The sequence below is a fragment of the Streptomyces ficellus genome (assembly GCF_030406405.1).
Classification (GTDB): domain Bacteria; phylum Actinomycetota; class Actinomycetes; order Streptomycetales; family Streptomycetaceae; genus Streptomyces; species Streptomyces ficellus_B.
Genome location: NZ_JAUEPL010000003.1, coordinates 240,070 through 257,430, shown reverse-complemented (window position 1 = coordinate 257,430; position 17,361 = coordinate 240,070). Strand labels below are relative to the sequence as shown.

Here is a 17,361-nt window from a genome sequence, read left to right as displayed (position 1 = left end):
ATCCTCGCTGTGTTTTCTTCAAAGGAACCTCGACCATCCGAAGATGGACGGGGTATCAACATATCTGGCGTTGATTTTTGGCACGCTGTTGAGTTCTCAAGGAACGGACGCTTCCTTTGTACTCACCCTCTCGGGCTTTCCTCCGGGCGCTTCCCTTCGGTATTTCGTGTTTCCAACCCTACCAGATCCGTTTTCCGTTCCGTTTCCGGTCGGATTTTGTTTCCGGTGGCCGCTGGAGGGCCTTTGCCTTTCGGCTGACCCCGACTTTATCAGAAGCATTTCCGCCGACCTAATCGGCTTTGTGATTCGGATAAGCAATCGGGGTGGCTCCGTGGGAAACAATTCCATTCGGAGCGAGCGAGACTTTAACGTCCAACCTGGGACTTGTCCAATCCCGGGCAACCGTTTAAATCTACCTCCCCACGTGCGCCGTGTCAACAGCTCTGTGGGCGAAGAGGAGACTAGCAGGTCAGCGGGGGCGTACGCACATCAGGCGGCGGTCGGTAGTTCGGCGCTGCGGTCGGTGGTCTCCACGTCCCCGGTTTCGCCCGCTCGGGCAGCGCGGCCGCCGAGGACGTACACGTACAGGAGAAATGCCAGCTCAGCGGTGATGCCGATGGCGATGCGGGCCCAGGTGGGCAGGCCTGAGGGCGTCACGAAGCCTTCGATCACGCCGGAGACGAAGAGGACCAGGGCAAGGCCGATGGCCATGCCGACGGCTGCGCGGCCTTGCTGGGCCAGGGCTGTGCGGCGGGGACGGGGGCCTGGGTCGATGAGGGTCCAGCCGAGGCGGAGGCCTGTGCCGGCGGCGACGAAGACGGCGGTGAGTTCGAGCAGTCCGTGCGGAAGAAGCAGTCCCAGGAAGGTGTCCAGGCGTCCCGCCGAGGACATCAGACCGAGGCCGACGCCCAAGTTCAGCATGTTGAGGAAGAGGATCCAGAGCACCGGAACGCAGAGGAAGGCGCCCAGGACCAGGCACATGGCTGCGGCCTGCGCGTTGTTCGTCCAGACCTGGGCCGCGAAGGAGGCGGCCGGGTGGCTGGAGTAGTACGTCTCGTACTCACCGCCGGGGCGGGTCATCTCGCGGAGTTCATCGGGGGCGGCGATCGCGGACTGCACCTCGGGGTGGGCGCTGATCCACCAGCCGATGATCACCGCCAGAAGCGTGGACAGCACGGCCGTCGGGATCCACCAGTGGCGTGAGCGGTAGACCGCTGCGGGGAACCCGGCCGTCAGGAAGCGGGCGGCGTCGCGCCAGGAGGCGCGGCGGGTGCCGGTGACCATGGCTCGTGCGCGGGCCACCAGTTGAGTGAGCCGGGCCGTGAGCATGGGGTCGGGAGCGCTGGACTGGATCAAGGAGAGGTGGGTGGCGGTGCGCTGGTAGAGGGCGACGAGTTCGTCGGCCTCGGCGCCGGTCAGGTAGCGGCCGCGTCGCAGGAGGTGGTCCAGGCGGTCCCACTCGGCTCGGTGGGCGGTGACGTAGACGTCGAGATCCATGATCGGCTGCTGCTCCAGGCACTGGTGCGTACGGTTCGTACTACTGCGGCGCGCTGCTGGCCAGCTTGGCAGACTGGCGTTCGGAAGGGCTTGGGAAGGTCGAGGAAGGGTGGGCGCTGTGAACGGGGTTGTGACGGGTGATGCCGTCGTACTCGGCCTTCAGCCGGCCAGGCTGCCGAGCCGGGCGCTGGCCCTCGCCATTGATCTGGTGGTGGTCTGGGCCGCGTATCTGCTGATATCCGTCGGTTTGGCGGTCGCGACCGCGTCGCTGGACGAAGCGGCTGTCATGGCGGTGTCGATCGCCACTTTCCTGCTCGTCCTGGTGGGGGCGCCGATCGCGGTGGAGACCCTGACTCGTGGGCGTTCGCTGGGAAAGATGGCGTGCGGGCTGCGGGTGGTGCGGGACGACGGGGGGCCGATCCGGTTCCGGCACGCGCTGGTGCGGGGGGCGATAGGTGTCTTCGAGATCCTGATGACCTTCGGTGTCGTGGCGTGTATCGCTTCGCTGGTGTCGGCGCGGGGGCGGCGGATCGGTGACGTTTTCGCGGGGACGCTGGTCGTACGAGAGCGGGTTCCGGCGGCTCGGACGGTGGCCGTGCCGCCTCCGCCGCCCTGGCTCGTCGGGCGGTTCGCGCAGCTGGATCTGTCGGCGGTGCCGGACGATCTCTGGCTGGCGATACGCCAGTACCTGACGCGGATGCGGCAGCTCGACGCCGAGGTGGGACGGGCACTGGCGGAGCGGCTGGCCGACGACCTCGTGGCGCTGACGGGTGCCCCGCCTCCGCCGGGTGTTCCGGCGGTGGAGTATCTGGCCGGGGTGATGAACGAGCGGCAGGCCCGGGATGCCCGGCGGACATTCGCCCCGCGGGGGGATGGCCCCACGACGGGACATGGCCCGTCGGCGGGGATTGGCGGGACCCCGGGGGTTGGCGGGGCCGCCGGGATTGGCGGGGCTCCGGGGGTTGGCGGGGCCGCGGCGGTGGGTGGCTCGTCGGCCGGCGGTGGGGCAAAGGGGGCTGCTGGGGCGGTTGGGGTCTTCGGGGCGCCAGGGGGCGGAAATGCCGCTGGAGTGGATGGAGCCGGTGTGGCTGGACCGGCTGTCGGGGGTTGGGCTGCCGTGGGCGGTGTCAGCGGCGCGGTGAGCGACCGGGCGGCGGCGGGTCATCCGGCGGGGGCTCCGTCCGGGGAGGGCGGCGAAGGCGGCCAAGGCCGGAGGACGCCGCCTGCGACGGGGTTCGCTCCGCCCGCGTAGGTCAGGGGAAGACCGACGGCGGGGTCTGGAGGTCTTCGAGCTCGACGCCGGGGGCCGCGAGGACCACGTCACCGGCGATGTGGACCGTGTGCTGTTCGCCCGTGTCGAGGGCGCTGACCTGGTATTCGTCCACGGTCAGGGGGCCGTTGTCAGTGGTGTGCGCTTCACTCTTCACCAGGGCCCACGACTGGTCGACCGTGCGGGGTGCGAGGACCGGGTCCGTGAAGGCGACGAGGCGGACACGGGTGGGGGGAGAACCGGGGGTGAGGCGCAGGAGTCGAGAAGTCGCGATGAGGAACGCCGGGGATGTGCCGGTGAAGGCATGGGCGCGGACATTGCCTTCGGTGGCGTATGTGCCGGTGGGGTCGGTACGGACCCAGGTGACGCCGTCGAGGGCGGCGCCGCGGACCTGCCAGCTCGCGGCGTGCAGTTCGAGGCGGATGGGGCGGCCGAGGTCGTCGAGGGCGAGGTCGACGGAGCCGGCGTGGTCGCCGGAGGGGGTGGTGATCTGGGAGACGTAGCGCCAGCCGGACGGGCCCGGTGCGCAGTTGAAGTGCTCTTCACCGAGGGGGGTGTGATCGTGCGGATCATGGAGCGAATAACGGCCGCGGGGCATGGGTCCTCGGGTCCTCGGGATCGGCGGTAGGCAAGCGCCGGATATGGGGCAGGCCCCCGGCACGGGGGTGCGGGGGCCTGCCTGGTACCTGCTGCCGCTGGTCAGCTGCTGCGGACGTGCGTCAGTGCACGGGCGCCGTCAGTAGCGGTAGTGGTCGGGCTTGTACGGGCCCTCGACCTCGACACCGATGTAGGCGGCCTGCTCGGGGCGGAGCGTGGTGAGCTTCACGCCGAGCGCGTCGAGGTGGAGACGGGCGACCTTCTCGTCAAGGTGCTTGGGCAGCACATAGACGTCGGTCGGGTACTCCTCGGGCTTGGTGAACAGCTCGATCTGGGCCAGCGTCTGGTCCGCGAAGGAGTTGGACATCACGAACGAGGGGTGACCGGTGGCGTTGCCCAGGTTCAGCAGGCGGCCCTCGGACAGCACGATGATCTTCTTGCCGTCGGGGAAGGTCCAGGTGTGGACCTGGGGCTTGACCTCGTCCTTGACGATGCCGGGGATCTTCGCCAGGCCGGCCATGTCGATCTCGTTGTCGAAGTGGCCGATGTTGCCCACGATCGCCTGGTGCTTCATCTTGGCCATGTCCGAGGCCATGATGATGTCCTTGTTGCCCGTGGTGGTGATGAAGATGTCGGCCTGGTCGACGACCTCGTCCAGGGTCGTCACCTGGTAGCCGTCCATCGCCGCCTGGAGCGCGCAGATCGGGTCGATCTCCGTGACGATCACCCGCGCGCCCTGGCCGCGCAGCGACTCCGCACAGCCCTTGCCCACATCGCCGTAGCCGCAGACGACCGCGACCTTGCCGCCGATGAGGACGTCGGTGGCTCGGTTGATGCCGTCGATGAGGGAGTGGCGACAGCCGTACTTGTTGTCGAACTTCGACTTGGTCACGGCGTCGTTCACATTGATCGCCGGGAACAGCAGCGTGCCGTCACGGTGCATCTCGTACAGGCGGTGGACGCCGGTGGTGGTCTCCTCGGTGACGCCGCGGATCTCGGAGGAGAGGAGGGTCCACTTCTGCGGGTTCTCGGTGAGGGTGCGGTTGAGGAGACGGAGGATGTGGGCGTACTCCTCGCTGTCCGCGGTGGACGGGTCCGGGGCCTCGCCGGCCTTCTCGAACTCGACACCCTTGTGGACGAGGAGGGTGGCGTCGCCACCGTCGTCGAGGATCATGTTCGGGCCGCCGGTGGGGGTGTCCGGCCAGGTCAGAGCCTGCTCGGTGCACCACCAGTACTCCTCCAGCGTCTCGCCCTTCCAGGCGAAGACGGGGACGCCCTGGGGGTTGTCCGGGGTGCCGTCCGGGCCGACGGCGATGGCGGCGGCGGCGTGGTCCTGCGTGGAGAAGATGTTGCAGGACGCCCAGCGGACCTGGGCACCGAGGGCCACCAGGGTCTCGATCAGGACGGCGGTCTGCACGGTCATGTGCAGGGAGCCGGTGATGCGGGCGCCGGCGAGCGGCTGGGTCTCGGCGTACTCCTTGCGGATCGCCATCAGGCCCGGCATCTCATGCTCGGCGAGGGTGATCTCCTTGCGGCCGAACTCGGCCAGGGAGAGATCGGCGACCTTGAAGTCCTGTCGGTTGGCGACAGTCGTCATGTGGAGCTGCTCCTCGTGTTGGGTCGAGGGTGGGTACGGCTGGCTCTGCGGAGGCGGCTGGGCACAAGGATGCCCGGGCACTCGCAGTGCAGTCGTCGGAGGCCCTCTCTCCCTCGGCCGGTCCGTCGTGGACCGCCCGACCGCCATCAGCAGCGACGTCTGGCTCTCGTCACGAATCTACACCGATCGGTCCGGCGACCCACAGTCCGCCTGGGGCGGTGAGGGGGTCCCGTCCCCGTCCAGCCCCGTCCAGCCCCGTCCAGCCCCGTCCAGTCGACCCCGGGTCGGGTCGATCGGGTGGGGTCCGGGCCCGGACAAGCCCGGGAGGGTGGGTGTGGGAAGGCCCCCGCCCTGGGGGCGGGGGCCTTTCGCCGGTCAGCTGGGGGTGCCGGTCTTGGCTTCGCTGTAGATGTCGGGCTCCAGGTAGATCACGCGGGCGATCGGCACGGCGGTACGGATGCGGTCCTCCGCGGCGTCGATCGCGGCCGCGATCTCGGTGGCCGTGTCGCCGTGGTGGACGGCGATCTTCGCGGCGACCAGCAGTTCCTCGGGGCCGAGGTGGAGCGTACGCATGTGGATGATGCCGGTGACGGTGTTGTTGTCGACCAGCGCCTCTTCGATCTTCCTGACCTCGTCCACGCCGGCCGCCTCGCCGAGGAGCAGCGACTTCGTCTCGGCGGCGAGGACGATCGCGATGGCGATCAGCAGGACGCCGATGCAGAGGGTGCCGATGCCGTCCCAGACGCCGTCGCCCGTGACGAGTGCGAGGCTGACGCCGACGAGCGCCAGGATCAGGCCGACCAGCGCGCCGAGGTCCTCCAGGAGGACGACGGGCAGCTCGGGCGCCTTGGCGCGGCGTACGAACTCCTTCCAGGAGAGCGTGCCGCGGATCTGGTTGGACTCCTTGATGGCCGTCCGGAAGGAGAACGTCTCGGCGATGATCGCGAAGATCAGGACGCCGACCGGCCAGTACCAGGCCTCGATCTCGTGCGGGTGCTTGATCTTCTCGTAGCCCTCGTAGATGGCGAACATACCGCCGACCGAGAACAGGACGATGGAGACGAGGAAGGCGTAGATGTAGCGCTCACGGCCGTAGCCGAAGGGGTGCTGGGGGGTGGCTTCGCGCTGGGCCTTCTTGCCGCCGAGGAGCAGCAGGCCCTGGTTGCCGGAGTCGGCGAGCGAGTGCACGCTCTCCGCCAGCATCGAGGACGAACCACTGAAGAGGAACGCCACGAATTTGCTCGCCGCGATCGCGAGATTCGCGACGAGCGCCGCCACGATCGCCTTGGTTCCGCCTGACGCGCTCATGCGTGCGGGTGTCCCTTCGTTGGTCCTTGAGGGGGGTGGTCGTTCGTACGGCCGCACATTGTTGCAGCAAGCGTGGCGGGGGCTGCTTCAGGCCACCGTCCAGGTCACCGCTCAGGCCACGACCGTGGCGCGGAAGGCCGTTCCCGTACCGGACAGTTCGACCTTTTCGCCCGCTGGGACGAAGACGGACTGGCCGGGGCTGAGGGGGAGGTCGTTCGCGTGGGGGGTGCCCGCGGTGGCGAGGAGGATCTGCGGGGTGGGGGCCGTGATGTCGACCGGGGCGGCGCCTTCCGGCCGTACGTAACGGGAGAGGCGGAACTCGTCGACGGGCGTCTCGTAGACCTCTTCGCCGGCGGGGGACGCCTCGGGGCGCAGGACCGTGGGGTCGGTCGGTTCGAAGCGGACGATACGGAGGAGTTCGGGGACGTCGACGTGCTTGGGGGTCAGGCCGCAGCGCAGGACGTTGTCGGAGTTGGCCATGATCTCGACGGCCAGGCCGCCGAGGTACGCGTGCGGGACGCCGGCGCCGAGGTAGAGGCCCTCGCCGGGCTGGAGGCGTACGTGGTTGAGCAGCATGGCGGCGAGGACGCCCGGGTCGCCGGGGTAGTGGTGGGCGAGCGCGGCGTAGGGGGCGTGGGCGCCGCCGAGGCGTTCGCAGGCCGCCGCGGTCTCGGTGACGGTGGCGGCCATCTCGGTGCGGTCGGCGGACAGGACGGCCGTCAGGACCTCGCGCAGTGCGGCGTCCTCGGGGTGGGCGTGGAGGAGGTCGACGTACGGCTTGAGGGAGTCGATGTCGAGCGCGGCGAGGAGTTCGGCGGTCTCATCGGGAGCGCGGAAGCCGCACAGGCCCTCGAAGGGGGTGAGGGCGCAGAGAAGTTCGGGCTTGTGGTTGGCGTCCTTGTAGTTGCGGTGGGGCGCGTCGATGGGGATGCCGGCGCGTTCCTCGGCGGCGTATCCCCTCTGCGCCTGGGCGAGGTCCGGGTGGACCTGGAGGGAGAGCGGGGCGCCGGCCGCGAGGAGCTTGAGGAGGAACGGCAGGCGGGGGCCGAACCTGGCGAGGGTGGCCGGGCCGAGCTCCCTTTCCGGGTCCGCCTCGATGACCGCGGACAGGGGCTGTTCCGTGCCCGTGGCCGCACGGGTGACGCGGGAGGGGGCCGCGGGGTGGGCGCCCATCCACATCTCGGCCTGGGGCTCGCCGGTGGGGGCGACGCCGAGCAGCTCCGGGATGGCCGTCGTGGAGCCCCAGGCGTAGGGGCGGACGGTGTTGGAGAGGCGGTCCATTCGCTTTCCTCGGGACACGGGGGCTGGGGCGGTGGCGTGGGTGGCGTCAGGTGGTGCGGGGGCCTGACGCCAGTGACAGGTAGACGGCCGCGAAGTCCGTCACCGCGAGCAGTTCGGCGAACGCTTCCAGGTCGCTGCCGTCCTCCTGCGGTTCCAGTTCGCTGACGGTGGTGTCGTGGCTCAGCGCCAGTTCGCGGGCGGCCGGCGCGGCGGTCAGCGCGCCCGCGGGGCGGTCGCGGAGCAGGACGACCCGGGTGTGCAGGGCCTGCGCCTCTTCGACGCGGTCACGGAAGAAGTCGTCGGGGTCCGCGCCGGCCGCGAAGTCGCCCGCGAGCAGGACCCCGTGCGCGGGAAGCGCCTCGGGCAGTTCGGCGGCGAGGGCCGGGCGGCCGGCCAGCTCCGCCAGTACGGCGGCGAAACGGCGGCCGACCGGGGCGGCGGTCGTGCCCTCGGTCCAGATGAGCGGCAGGCTGTCGGCGAGCTCGGCGGCCAGGGTCTTGGCCGGGTTGCTGTATGTGGCGACGGCCGGCCCGCAGCGTTCGGCGGTGCGGTCGAGGCGGTCGGCGACCTTCTGCAGGCTGTCGTCGGGCGCCGTCACCAGGCCGAGGCGGTCGAGCAGGGCGAGGAGCGGGGTGAACAGCGCCCACAGCGCGGCCGGGGACGCGGCTTGCGTGTCCTCGGACAGTTCCTGCGGCGCGGTGGCCATGGGGACGACGAGACCGTGCGTGCCGTCGACGGCCTCGGACAGCGGGGAGCCGTGTGGAGCGACGGCGACGACGGTGACGCCACGGCGGTACGCCTGCTCGGCGAGGAGGGCGAGGCCGGGTTCGGCGCCATCGGTCGTGGCGATCATCAGCAGGTCCACGGGACCGGCCCACCCCGGCAGCGTCCAGCGCAGGGCGCCCGCGGCGGGGGCCACGCCCGTGGAGTGCAGGCGGGCGACGGGCGCGGAGGCGCCGGCGAGGGCGGCCACCAGGTCGGCGACGCCCGTCGCGGCCGTGCCGGGGCCCGCGATGAGGACCGCGCGGGGGCGGCCGTCGGGGTTCAGCTCGGTGACGCCGGCTTCGGCGGCGTAACGGGCGGCGGTACGTACGCGCGCGCCGGCTTCGGCGGCCCCGCGGAGGAGGCCGCGGCGGTCCACTCGGGCCAGGGCGTCCGGGTCGTCGAGCAGCGACTCGTCGAGCATGAGGTGGGGCCTCCGATCGCCGTGCGGGTGGGGTGCGGTTCGCGCGGTGCCGGCCGTGAGCGGCGGCGCCCGTCGCGGGTGCCGTCAGGCGGGGCGGCGGGCCTCGTCCACGAGGAGGACCGGGATGCCGTCCCGTACGGGGTACGCCAGGCCGCAGCCCTCGCCGGTGCAGATCAGCTCGGGCGTCTCGGCTGCCGTGCGGTCGCTGAGCGGCGCGTGGCAGGCCGGGCAGGCGAGGATCTCCAGAAGGCCGGCTTCGAGCGGCATGGGGTGGGTCCCTTCGGGCGTGGTTCCGGTCGCGGTGTGCATGGGGCCTGGTCAGCCTACCGCTGGCCGGCCGGGGGGTGCGGGGTTGGCGCGGGTGGGGTCCGGGTCCGGGGGTCGGGGGTCGGGTGTTGGGGGGGTCCGGGTCCGAGTCCGGGGTCGCGGTCCGGGGGTCCGGGTCCGGGGGTTGGGCCCGGGGGTCGGGGTCCGGAGGTGGGGTGCCTCCCCAGCCCGTCCCTTCCCGAAACCGGGGGCCACCGGCGCTTCCGAGACCGGGGGCAAGCCCCCGGCCTCCCGGCTGGTGAGGGCCGGGGGGCCGGGGAGGGGGTCAGGGGGTGCGGACGAGGGTGAGGACTTCGTCGCGGAGCTTGGTCATCGTCGGTTCGTCGCGGGCCTCGACGTTCAGGCGCAGCAGCGGTTCCGTGTTGGAGGGGCGGAGGTTGAACCACCAGTCCTCCGCCGTCACCGTGAGGCCGTCCAGGTCGTCGACGGTCACCCCGTCGCGGGATCCGAAGGCTTCCCGTACCGCCGCCATGCGGGCCGACTGGTCGGCGACCGTGGAGTTGATCTCGCCCGAGCCCGCGTAACGGTCGTAGGAGGCGACGAGCGCGGAGAGCGGGCCGTCCTGGCCGCCCAGGGCCGCCAGGACGTGGAGGGCGGCCAGCATGCCGGTGTCCGCGTTCCAGAAGTCCCGGAAGTAGTAGTGCGCCGAGTGCTCGCCGCCGAAGATCGCGCCGGTCCTGGCCATCTCCTCCTTGATGAAGGAGTGGCCGACCCGGGTGCGCACCGGCGTGCCGCCGTTCTCGCGTACGACCTCGGGGACGGACCAGGACGTGATCAGGTTGTGGATGATCGTCCCTGTGCCGCCGTTCCTGGCAAGCTCACGCGCGGCGACCAGCGCCGTGATCGCGGACGGGGAGACCGGCTCGCCCTTCTCGTCCACCACGAAGCAGCGGTCGGCGTCGCCGTCGAAGGCCAGGCCCAGGTCCGCGCCCTCGTCGCGCACCCGCTGCTGGAGGTCCACGAGGTTGGCCGGATCCAGCGGGTTGGCCTCGTGGTTGGGGAACGTACCGTCCAGCTCGAAGTACATCGGTACGAGGGTGAGGGGCAGCCCCTCGAACACCGTGGGCACGGTGTGGCCGCCCATGCCGTTGCCCGCGTCCACCACGACCTTCAGGGGGCGGATGGCGGTGAGGTCCACGAGGGACTTCAGGTGGGCGGCGTAGTCGGTGAGCGTGTCGCGCTCCGTCACCGCGCCGGGAGTCGCCGCCGGGGCCGGGGCGCCGGACTCCCGCCAGGACTCCACGAGCGCGCGGATCTCGGCCAGGCCCGTGTCCTGGCCCACCGGCGCCGCGCCCGCGCGGCAGAGCTTGATGCCGTTGTACTGGGCCGGGTTGTGCGACGCCGTGAACATCGCGCCCGGCAACCCCAGGTGCCCCGACGCGAAGTACAGCTGGTCCGTGGAGCACAGGCCGATCAGCGTGACGTCCGCGCCCCGGCGGGTGGCACCCCGCGCGAACGCGTGGGAGAGCCCGGGCGACGAGGGGCGCATGTCATGGCCCACCACGATCGCGTCGGCGCCGGTCACCTCGACGAACGCCGCACCGAAGAGTTCCGCCAGCGGCTCGTCCCACTGATCCGGCACCACCCCTCGGATGTCGTACGCCTTCACGATCCGCGACAGATCAGACAGATCAGCAGTCACTTTTCCCCGGCCCTCCTGCACAAAGTGGAGTACACAAACTACCCGTAGGGGGCAGAGGCCAGGATCAGGAGCCCAGGACCGAGGACTTGCGCGGTCAGGGGAGCGGGGTCAGGAGTCCGGATCAGGGTGCGGACCAGGGGTGCGGGAACAGGAGTCCGGGATCAGGAGTCCGGGGAGCGCAACACCCGCAGGTGCCCGCGGCGTCCGACCTCCACCGGGTCGCCGCCACGGCCGCCGGTCTTGCCGCCGGCCTGCGCGGCGCGCTCCTGGGGGCGGGCGGCCTCCCGTACGGCATTGGCGAGCGCTTCGAGGTCGTCGCCGCTGGGGCGGGCCGGGCCGGAGCCGTCCGAGAGGCGGACGACCTCCCAGCCGCGCGGCGCGGTCAGGCGCTCGCTGTGCTCGGCGCACAGGTCGTAGCAGTGGGGCTCGGCGTAGGTGGCGAGCGGGCCGAGGACCGCAGTCGAGTCGGCATAGACGTACGTCAGTGTCGCGACGGCAGGGCGGCCGCACGCGGTGCGCGAACAGCGACGTACAGGGCTCACGACGTTGGACGGTACCGCACTCTTGAGCGGGCCGCGACGACTCTCCACCAGGTCACTCGCCCGTGTCGCGGTGTGACGTCCCGCACAGCGGGCCCCGCGCCCGCTCCTTTGACCTGCTGGGAAGAGCCGAGGCGTGGATGGCGGTGTCCGGGGTACCGGCATGACCTCGAACGAATCCGGTCAATCCCGACGAGCGAACCGATCAGGCCGTCATGCCGAATCGCGCCGAAGCATGGCCGAAACGTTCACTTGATGACATGCCGTCGAGCCGGCGCGCGGCAGGATCGCCGTACGCCGGGGAGAGCTACCCTGCCTCAGTGATGGACAGTCCCGTACCGCCCCTCCCGGCCGAGCCGCGCCCGCGCCGCCGAGACCGCCACGGCCGCGGCATGCGCGGGCCCGTCGCCCCGCCCCAGGTACCGCTCTCCGCCACCCGCGCGGACACCTTCCGCGATCTGGTGCAGGACTCGGTGGAGCGGCTTGAGCGGCGCTGGCCACAGCTCGCCGACGTCGACTTCCACGTCCTGGAGGTGCCCGCCTCGCCGGACGAATCCGTGCCGCTCGGCGCCTCGGTCCCGGCCGGCCGCGACCGGCCCGCGCGGATCATCGTCTACCGGCGGCCGGTCGAGTTGCGCGCCAAGAACCGCGACGAACGTGCCCTGCTGGTCCATGAGGTCGTGGTCGAGCAGGTCGCCGAATTGCTGGGCCTGGCCCCCGAGTCCGTCGATCCCCGGTACGGCCAGGACTGATCCCCGCTACGGCCGCGACCGCGGGGCCAGTTGTCACTGGTCCAGTACGGACAGGTCCTGCCTCGCCGCCGGGACCTCGACCGTGCCGCGGTCGTCGGTGAGCGTCTGCACCGTGAACATCGGGATGCCGTCCTCCGGCGCGGCGAGCGTGCGTGCCGCGTGCACCGGGCCGCCCGAGACGGTCTCGACGGTCAGCGCGTACGAGCCCTTCAGCCCGGCCGGTACGGGCGGGGTGACCGCCAGTGTCGTACCGCCCTTGACGGTGTACGTCTTGCCGGCCGGCGTTCCGCCCTCGGTACCGGCCGACGCGGTGACCTTCACCTGGGCCGTCTCGCCCGGCGCGGTCAGCGACAGCGTGGTGCCCTCGGCGCGGTTGTCGGCGACGGTCGCCCGCTCCCCCACCGGACCGGTCGCCGGGATGAACGCCACCTCCTGCTTGTCGCCCTTGCCGCGTACGACGCGCAGCGCGGCGACCACCGGTGTCCCGCCTCCGCCCTTCGCGGGCGACAGGACCAGGGACCCCGCCTCGCCACGCGTGACGTCCTCCAGGTCGGCCGACGCGGTCATCCCCGACTTGACGTGCAAGGTCTCGGCCGCGGCCGGGGTGATCGTGCCGGTGGGGCTCGCCAGCTGGATCTTCAGGTCGGCGTCGTCCTCGCCGGGCGCGTACGCCACCAGCCGTACGGACGTGGCGTCCGCCGGGATGCCCGGCAGCACCAGCGTCCCGGCGGGGTCGGTGGAGGCGGGCAGCCAGTCGCTGCCGAGCTTGTCGTCCGCGGAGCGCACCACCGCGCCCACCCGGCCGCTGCGGGTGGTGACGTGGACCGTGACGTCCTCGGCGGCCGGGTCGGACGTCAGGGTGGACAGCAGGACGGGGACGCTGGACCGGGCCGGGACCGTGATGCCCTCGTTGAGCTGCGACTTCAGAACGCCGTTGGGCCCGTACAGCTCGATGTCCACGACCGTGGCGGTGTCGTCGGGGTTGGTCAGGTGGACGTAGTCCTGGCGCTGCTTGGTGGTCGAGGCTCCGGGGAACCAGAAGTCCGTGTCGGGCGCGGTGCAGCCGACGCCGAGCAGCCCGCGCGCGCCGCCCGCCGGGACCAGCGTCGTCTGCTGGGTCGTCCAGCCGGGGGCGAGCCGCCCGGAGGCGGTGCCGACCAGGGCGGGGGCGTCGCCGCCGTCGGCCTCGGCGGAGACGGGCCTGCCGGGCTGGGTGAGGGTGACGACGGCCTTGTCGGCGGCCGGGGCCTTCTTCACCGTGTCGGCCTTGTCGGCGGCCTTGTCGTCAGCCTTCTTGGGGTCGGCCGTCGTCGCGTCGACCGTGGCGGCGGACGGCTTGAGCTCCGCCCGACCCGCCTCGCCGCTAGCGCTACCGCTACCGCTACCAGTACCGCTACCGGACCCGGACTCGCCGGCCGGGGTGAAGGACGTGTACACGGTCTCGGCGACCTCGGAGTTGCTCGGCGCGGGGCACAGCAGGCTGGAGCGCTCGACGGGGAGGCGCGCCGGGGCCGTGGCGGCCGTCGCCGTCCCGCCGTCGCCCTCCGGGGCGCTCAGCACGGCGAAACCGGTGACCGCGGCGAGAGCGGTGACGGCCGCGAGGAGGGAGAGGGTCGTCCGGTTCACTGGTTGCTGCTCCCGTCGGGACGCTGCTCGTCGTCGTACTCGTAGCCGTAGCCGTACCGCTGGTCGTACTGCCCCTGCTGGTACTGCTCGTACTGCCCCTGCTCGTAGGGCTGCTGCTCATGGGGCTGCTGCTCGTAGGACTGCCGCTCGTAGGACTGCTGCTGGTCGTACGGCTGCTGGTACTGCTGCTGCGGGTACTGCTGGTACTCCTGCGGATACTGCTGGTACCCGTCCGCCTGGTACTGCTGCTGCGGGTACTGCTCGGCCGGCGGGTACGGCGCATACGACTGGCCGTCCCACTCGGCGTAGGACTGCTGCTGCGGCACCCCGTGCGCGTACGGATCGGCGTCCGGTACGGGTACGGGGGCGGGCTCGGCGTCGGGGGCGGTCCCGGGCTCGGCCTCCGCCTCGGCGGCCGCCGCCGCCCGCAGCCGGCGCGCGCGTCGTCCGTCGCCCGCGAGGTCCTCGGCGGTCACGGCGGGCTCCTCCTCCGGCAGGTCGTCGTCGACGTCCCGGCGCCGGCCCGGCAGGGCGAGCACCAGGAGCACGACGGCCAGGAAGCACTGCGCCCAGATCCAGACCGTGTGGCCGAGGGAGTTCTCGTACGTCAGGTCCAGGCGCCCGCCCTCGGCGGGCAGCTCGAAGCCCTGGGCCCAGTCGTCGACGACCGTCTTCTCCAGCGGGCGCCCGTCGATAGTGGCCTGCCAGCCGTCGTCCGCCCGGTCCGCGATCCGCAGGACGCGTCCGGGACCGCCCGCGGGGATCTCGGTGTGCGCCTCGACGGGCCCGGAGGCGACCGGCAGCCGCTCGCCCTTGCCGTCCCCGCCCGGCACGATGGTGGCCCGCGCGACCTGGCGGTCCACCCGCCACAGGGCGCTGCCGTCCAGCTGGCTGAGCCGGCTGAGCCCGGGGGTGGCGTCCAGGACACGGCTGGTCTGGCGCGGCGCCCCGTCCCGTACCAGGACGTACCGGATCGCGAAGCCGCTCAGCTGGTCGCTCTGGTCCGCGCCGGAGCCGGCGACCAGGTGGGCGACCACCTTGTCGAGGCGGGCGTCGCCGCCGCCGGACGCGGTCAGCTCGGCGTCGCCGAGGCGGGCGCCGGAGCCCCGGACCAGGGTGTACGGGACCTCGGCGGCCGACGTGCCGCCGAGCACCAGGGTGCGCGGCTGGTCGCGGGTGCCGCTCTCCTCGGCGACGAACGCGGGCACCTGGACGGGGTCGCGCCGCTCCAGCGGTCCGGCCGCGCCGCCGATCATCCAGCCGGCCGCGGAGATCACCGGGCCGGCGGCGGCGGCCAGCGCGATCAGTACGGCGACGGGCTGGCGCCAGCCGAAGCTCTGGGCGGCGACGCGGGTGCGCCCGCCCTCCGCGCCGAGCATGCCGGCGGCGAGCAGGGCGATGCCGTAGACGAGGGTGGCGGGGCCGGCCCAGCCGGAGTTGTTGGTGAGCACCGCGAAGACGAGGGCGACGACGGCCACGACCCAGGCCGTACGGATCGCGAAGCGCCGTTCGCCGCGCAACAGGGCCGCCAGCGCCGCCAGGACCAGACCGATCAGCACGAGCCCGCCGACCGCCTTCGGCCCGCCGGGGCTGACGCCCAGCAGGTCGAGGGGGGTCGCCGAGCCCGTACCGAACTCCACCCCGGCTTCCTTGAAGAAGCCGGACGGGTCGGTCAGCAGCGACAGCGACCAGGGGGCGAGCAGCAGCAGCGGTGTGCCGGTGGCGGCGAGGAAGCGCAGCCCGTACGCGGCGATGTCGTCGCGCCGCAGTACCAGGACCGCAAGCCCGAGGGCGACCGCGAGCGGCCAGACGACGGGCGTGAAGGCCATGGTGATGGTGAGCAGGAAGGCGTACGCCCAGGTGGCGCGCCAACTGCCGCGGGGCGCGCCACTGCCGCCGCCGCGCAGCCCGTGCGCCGCGACGGCGGCCCGGGCGATCAGGGGCAGCAGGACGGCGAGGACGGCCGTGCCGAGCCGTCCGGTCGCCAGGGCCCCGGTCGCGGCGGGCAGGAAGGCGTACGCGATGGCGCCCCAGGCGCGCAGCAGCCGGGACTGGACCAGGGAGCGGGAGGTGAAGTAGGCGGTGACGCCGGCCAGCGGCACCGAGCAGACGAGCAGCACGGTGAGGGCGAGGCCGGTGGAGCCGAGGAACATGGCGGAGAGGGCGGCGAGGACCGCGAGGTAGGGCGGGGCGCTCTGGGTGCCGCCGGTGCCGAGCGGGTGCCACGCGTCCGCGTACCGGGCCCACAGGTCGCCGACTCCGTCGGGGACGGGCAGCAGGGCGCCGCCGGCGAGCGAGCCGCCGCCGTACAGCCCGCGGCAGGCGACCACCGACACGAGCAGCAGCAGTGCGAAGAGGACCGGCCCAGGTTTGCGGGCGATCTTCTTCAGCCGGGCGAACTGCTCGACCTCCAGGTAGTCGGCGTCGTCCCCGCCCGGGCCGGACTCGACGACGCCGTGCCGCGAGCCGCCCGAATCGGCGTCCGTGCCGCCGAAGTTGGACATGACCTGTTCGACGGTGGCGCGGACGGTCGCGCCGGGCGGCGGGAACAGCGGGCGCAGTTCGGCCGCGTCCACGGACCGCTGGGAGCGCCGGCGGCGGGCCGCGATGATCCGCTCGGGCCGCAGCAACGTCCCGAACAGGCCCATGACTTCATCGACCGCCTGGCCGGGCACCTTGCCGACGAGGTAGGCGAGGGTACGCAGCAGGGTGCCGACGACGAGGCGGAGCAGGACGAACGGCAGGGCGACGCCGCGCGCGTTGGCGAGCAGGGTGTAGACGGCGCCCGCCTTGTCGACGCGGTGGGGGCTGGCGACCGAGCGGCCCGCGCAGTCGACGGTGCGGCGCTCGCGGGCGGAGGCCTCGGCGTGCCGGAGGACGGCGTCGGGGGCGACGAGGACGCGGTGTCCGGCGGAGTGGGCGCGCCAGCACAGGTCGACGTCGTCGCGCATCAGGGGCAGGCGCCGGTCGAAGCCGCCGAGCTGCTCGAACACGTCCCGGCGGATGAGCATGCCGGCGCTGGAGACGGAGAGCACGGAGCGGACCTGGTCGTGCTGGCCCTGGTCCTGTTCGCGCCGGTCCAGGCCGGTCCAGCGGCGACCGCTATTGGCGATGGAGACGCCCACTTCGAGCAGCTGCTTGCGGTCGTACCAGCCGCGCAGCTTGGGTCCGACGATCGCGGCGTACTCGTCGCCGTCCGCCACGCGCAGCAGTTCGGCGAGGGCGCCGGGCTCGGGGGCGGCGTCGTCGTGGAGCAGCCACAGCCACTGCACGGGTTCGCCGTGCGGCAGCTCGGGCATGTCGTACGTGTCGTCGCGCCAGGTCCTGCTGACCGGGTCCCAGCCGCTGGGCCGCTTCAGGTAGGGCAGCTCTTCGGGGCCGAGCACGGGCGCCGTGCGGGCGGCCTCCTCGACGGCGGCGCCGAAGCCCGTACGGCGCGCGAGGTGCAGCACGCGTTCGTCGCCGATCGCCTCGCCGACCAGCCGCGCGGAGTCGTCGGCGCTGCCGGTGTCGGCGGCGATGACGTTCTGTACGGGGCGTTCCTGTCCGAGCAGTCCGGCGAGGACGTCCGGCAGCCACCGGGCGCCGTCGTGGGAGACGAGCACGGCGGTGACGACGTGCCTCGGGAACTCGGGCTGCTGTGCGGACGAGGCGGTCGAGGCGGTCGGGAACGCGGCTGTGGTGGCGGACATCGGGGTACGGGCCCTCCGGCCGGGGGGTCGCCCCGCGGGGGGGCGCT

Annotated in this window: 13 protein-coding genes; 2 read left to right on the top strand and 11 right to left on the bottom strand. The window is 72.3% G+C overall.

Annotation, left to right across the window (positions count from 1 at the left end):
• Positions 1-489: 489 nt before the first annotated feature.
• Entirely contained in the window at positions 490-1,497 is a 1,008-nt protein-coding gene (locus QWM81_RS03870) for a stage II sporulation protein M (protein WP_290110039.1), read from the bottom strand.
• Between the two features lie 118 nt (positions 1,498-1,615).
• Between QWM81_RS03870 and QWM81_RS03865 the strand changes: the two genes are divergently transcribed.
• On the top strand, positions 1,616-2,749 hold the full coding sequence (locus tag QWM81_RS03865; protein WP_290110038.1) for an RDD family protein: 1,134 nt from the start codon (positions 1,616-1,618) through the stop codon (positions 2,747-2,749).
• A gap of 1 nt (position 2,750) precedes the next feature.
• Here QWM81_RS03865 and QWM81_RS03860 read toward each other — a convergent pair whose 3' ends face one another.
• The 8 genes from QWM81_RS03860 to QWM81_RS03825 form a co-directional block, all read right to left on the bottom strand.
• Entirely contained in the window at positions 2,751-3,365 is a 615-nt protein-coding gene (locus tag QWM81_RS03860) for a hypothetical protein (RefSeq protein ID WP_290110036.1), read from the bottom strand.
• A gap of 138 nt (positions 3,366-3,503) precedes the next feature.
• The gene (ahcY, locus tag QWM81_RS03855) at positions 3,504-4,961 is read right to left on the bottom strand and encodes an adenosylhomocysteinase (RefSeq protein ID WP_290110033.1); all 1,458 of its coding nucleotides are present in this window, start codon (positions 4,959-4,961) and stop codon (positions 3,504-3,506) included.
• 375 nt (positions 4,962-5,336) lie between these two features.
• Positions 5,337-6,269, bottom strand: coding sequence for a cation diffusion facilitator family transporter (locus tag QWM81_RS03850; protein WP_290110031.1), 933 nt, complete (start codon positions 6,267-6,269; stop codon positions 5,337-5,339).
• Positions 6,270-6,380: 111 nt separating this feature from the next.
• Complete coding sequence (gene manA, locus QWM81_RS03845; RefSeq protein WP_290110030.1) at positions 6,381-7,550, bottom strand: mannose-6-phosphate isomerase, class I; 1,170 nt, start codon at positions 7,548-7,550, stop codon at positions 6,381-6,383.
• 46 nt (positions 7,551-7,596) lie between these two features.
• Positions 7,597-8,736 (bottom strand): SIS domain-containing protein, encoded by a 1,140-nt coding sequence (locus QWM81_RS03840; RefSeq protein WP_290110029.1) that lies wholly within the window; start codon positions 8,734-8,736, stop codon positions 7,597-7,599.
• Between the two features lie 84 nt (positions 8,737-8,820).
• Positions 8,821-9,003 carry a Trm112 family protein gene (locus QWM81_RS03835; protein WP_290110028.1) on the bottom strand — a complete coding sequence of 61 codons (183 nt, stop codon included), beginning with the start codon at positions 9,001-9,003 and terminating at the stop codon, positions 8,821-8,823.
• 325 nt (positions 9,004-9,328) lie between these two features.
• Positions 9,329-10,705 carry a phosphomannomutase/phosphoglucomutase gene (locus QWM81_RS03830; protein ID WP_290110027.1) on the bottom strand — a complete coding sequence of 459 codons (1,377 nt, stop codon included), beginning with the start codon at positions 10,703-10,705 and terminating at the stop codon, positions 9,329-9,331.
• A gap of 161 nt (positions 10,706-10,866) precedes the next feature.
• The gene (locus tag QWM81_RS03825; protein ID WP_290110026.1) at positions 10,867-11,295 is read right to left on the bottom strand and encodes a DUF3499 domain-containing protein; all 429 of its coding nucleotides are present in this window, start codon (positions 11,293-11,295) and stop codon (positions 10,867-10,869) included.
• 272 nt (positions 11,296-11,567) lie between these two features.
• Here QWM81_RS03825 and QWM81_RS03820 point away from each other — a divergent pair, with 272 nt between their 5' ends.
• Positions 11,568-11,996, top strand: coding sequence for a metallopeptidase family protein (locus QWM81_RS03820; protein WP_290110025.1), 429 nt, complete (start codon positions 11,568-11,570; stop codon positions 11,994-11,996).
• Between the two features lie 33 nt (positions 11,997-12,029).
• On the opposite strand, the gene QWM81_RS03815 is transcribed toward QWM81_RS03820, so the two are convergent.
• On the bottom strand, positions 12,030-13,622 hold the full coding sequence (locus QWM81_RS03815; RefSeq protein WP_290110024.1) for a DUF5719 family protein: 1,593 nt from the start codon (positions 13,620-13,622) through the stop codon (positions 12,030-12,032).
• On the bottom strand, positions 13,619-17,314 hold the full coding sequence (locus tag QWM81_RS03810; RefSeq protein ID WP_290110023.1) for a glycosyltransferase family 2 protein: 3,696 nt from the start codon (positions 17,312-17,314) through the stop codon (positions 13,619-13,621). The genes QWM81_RS03815 and QWM81_RS03810 overlap by 4 nt, the downstream gene beginning before the upstream one ends.
• Positions 17,315-17,361 lie beyond the last annotated feature (47 nt).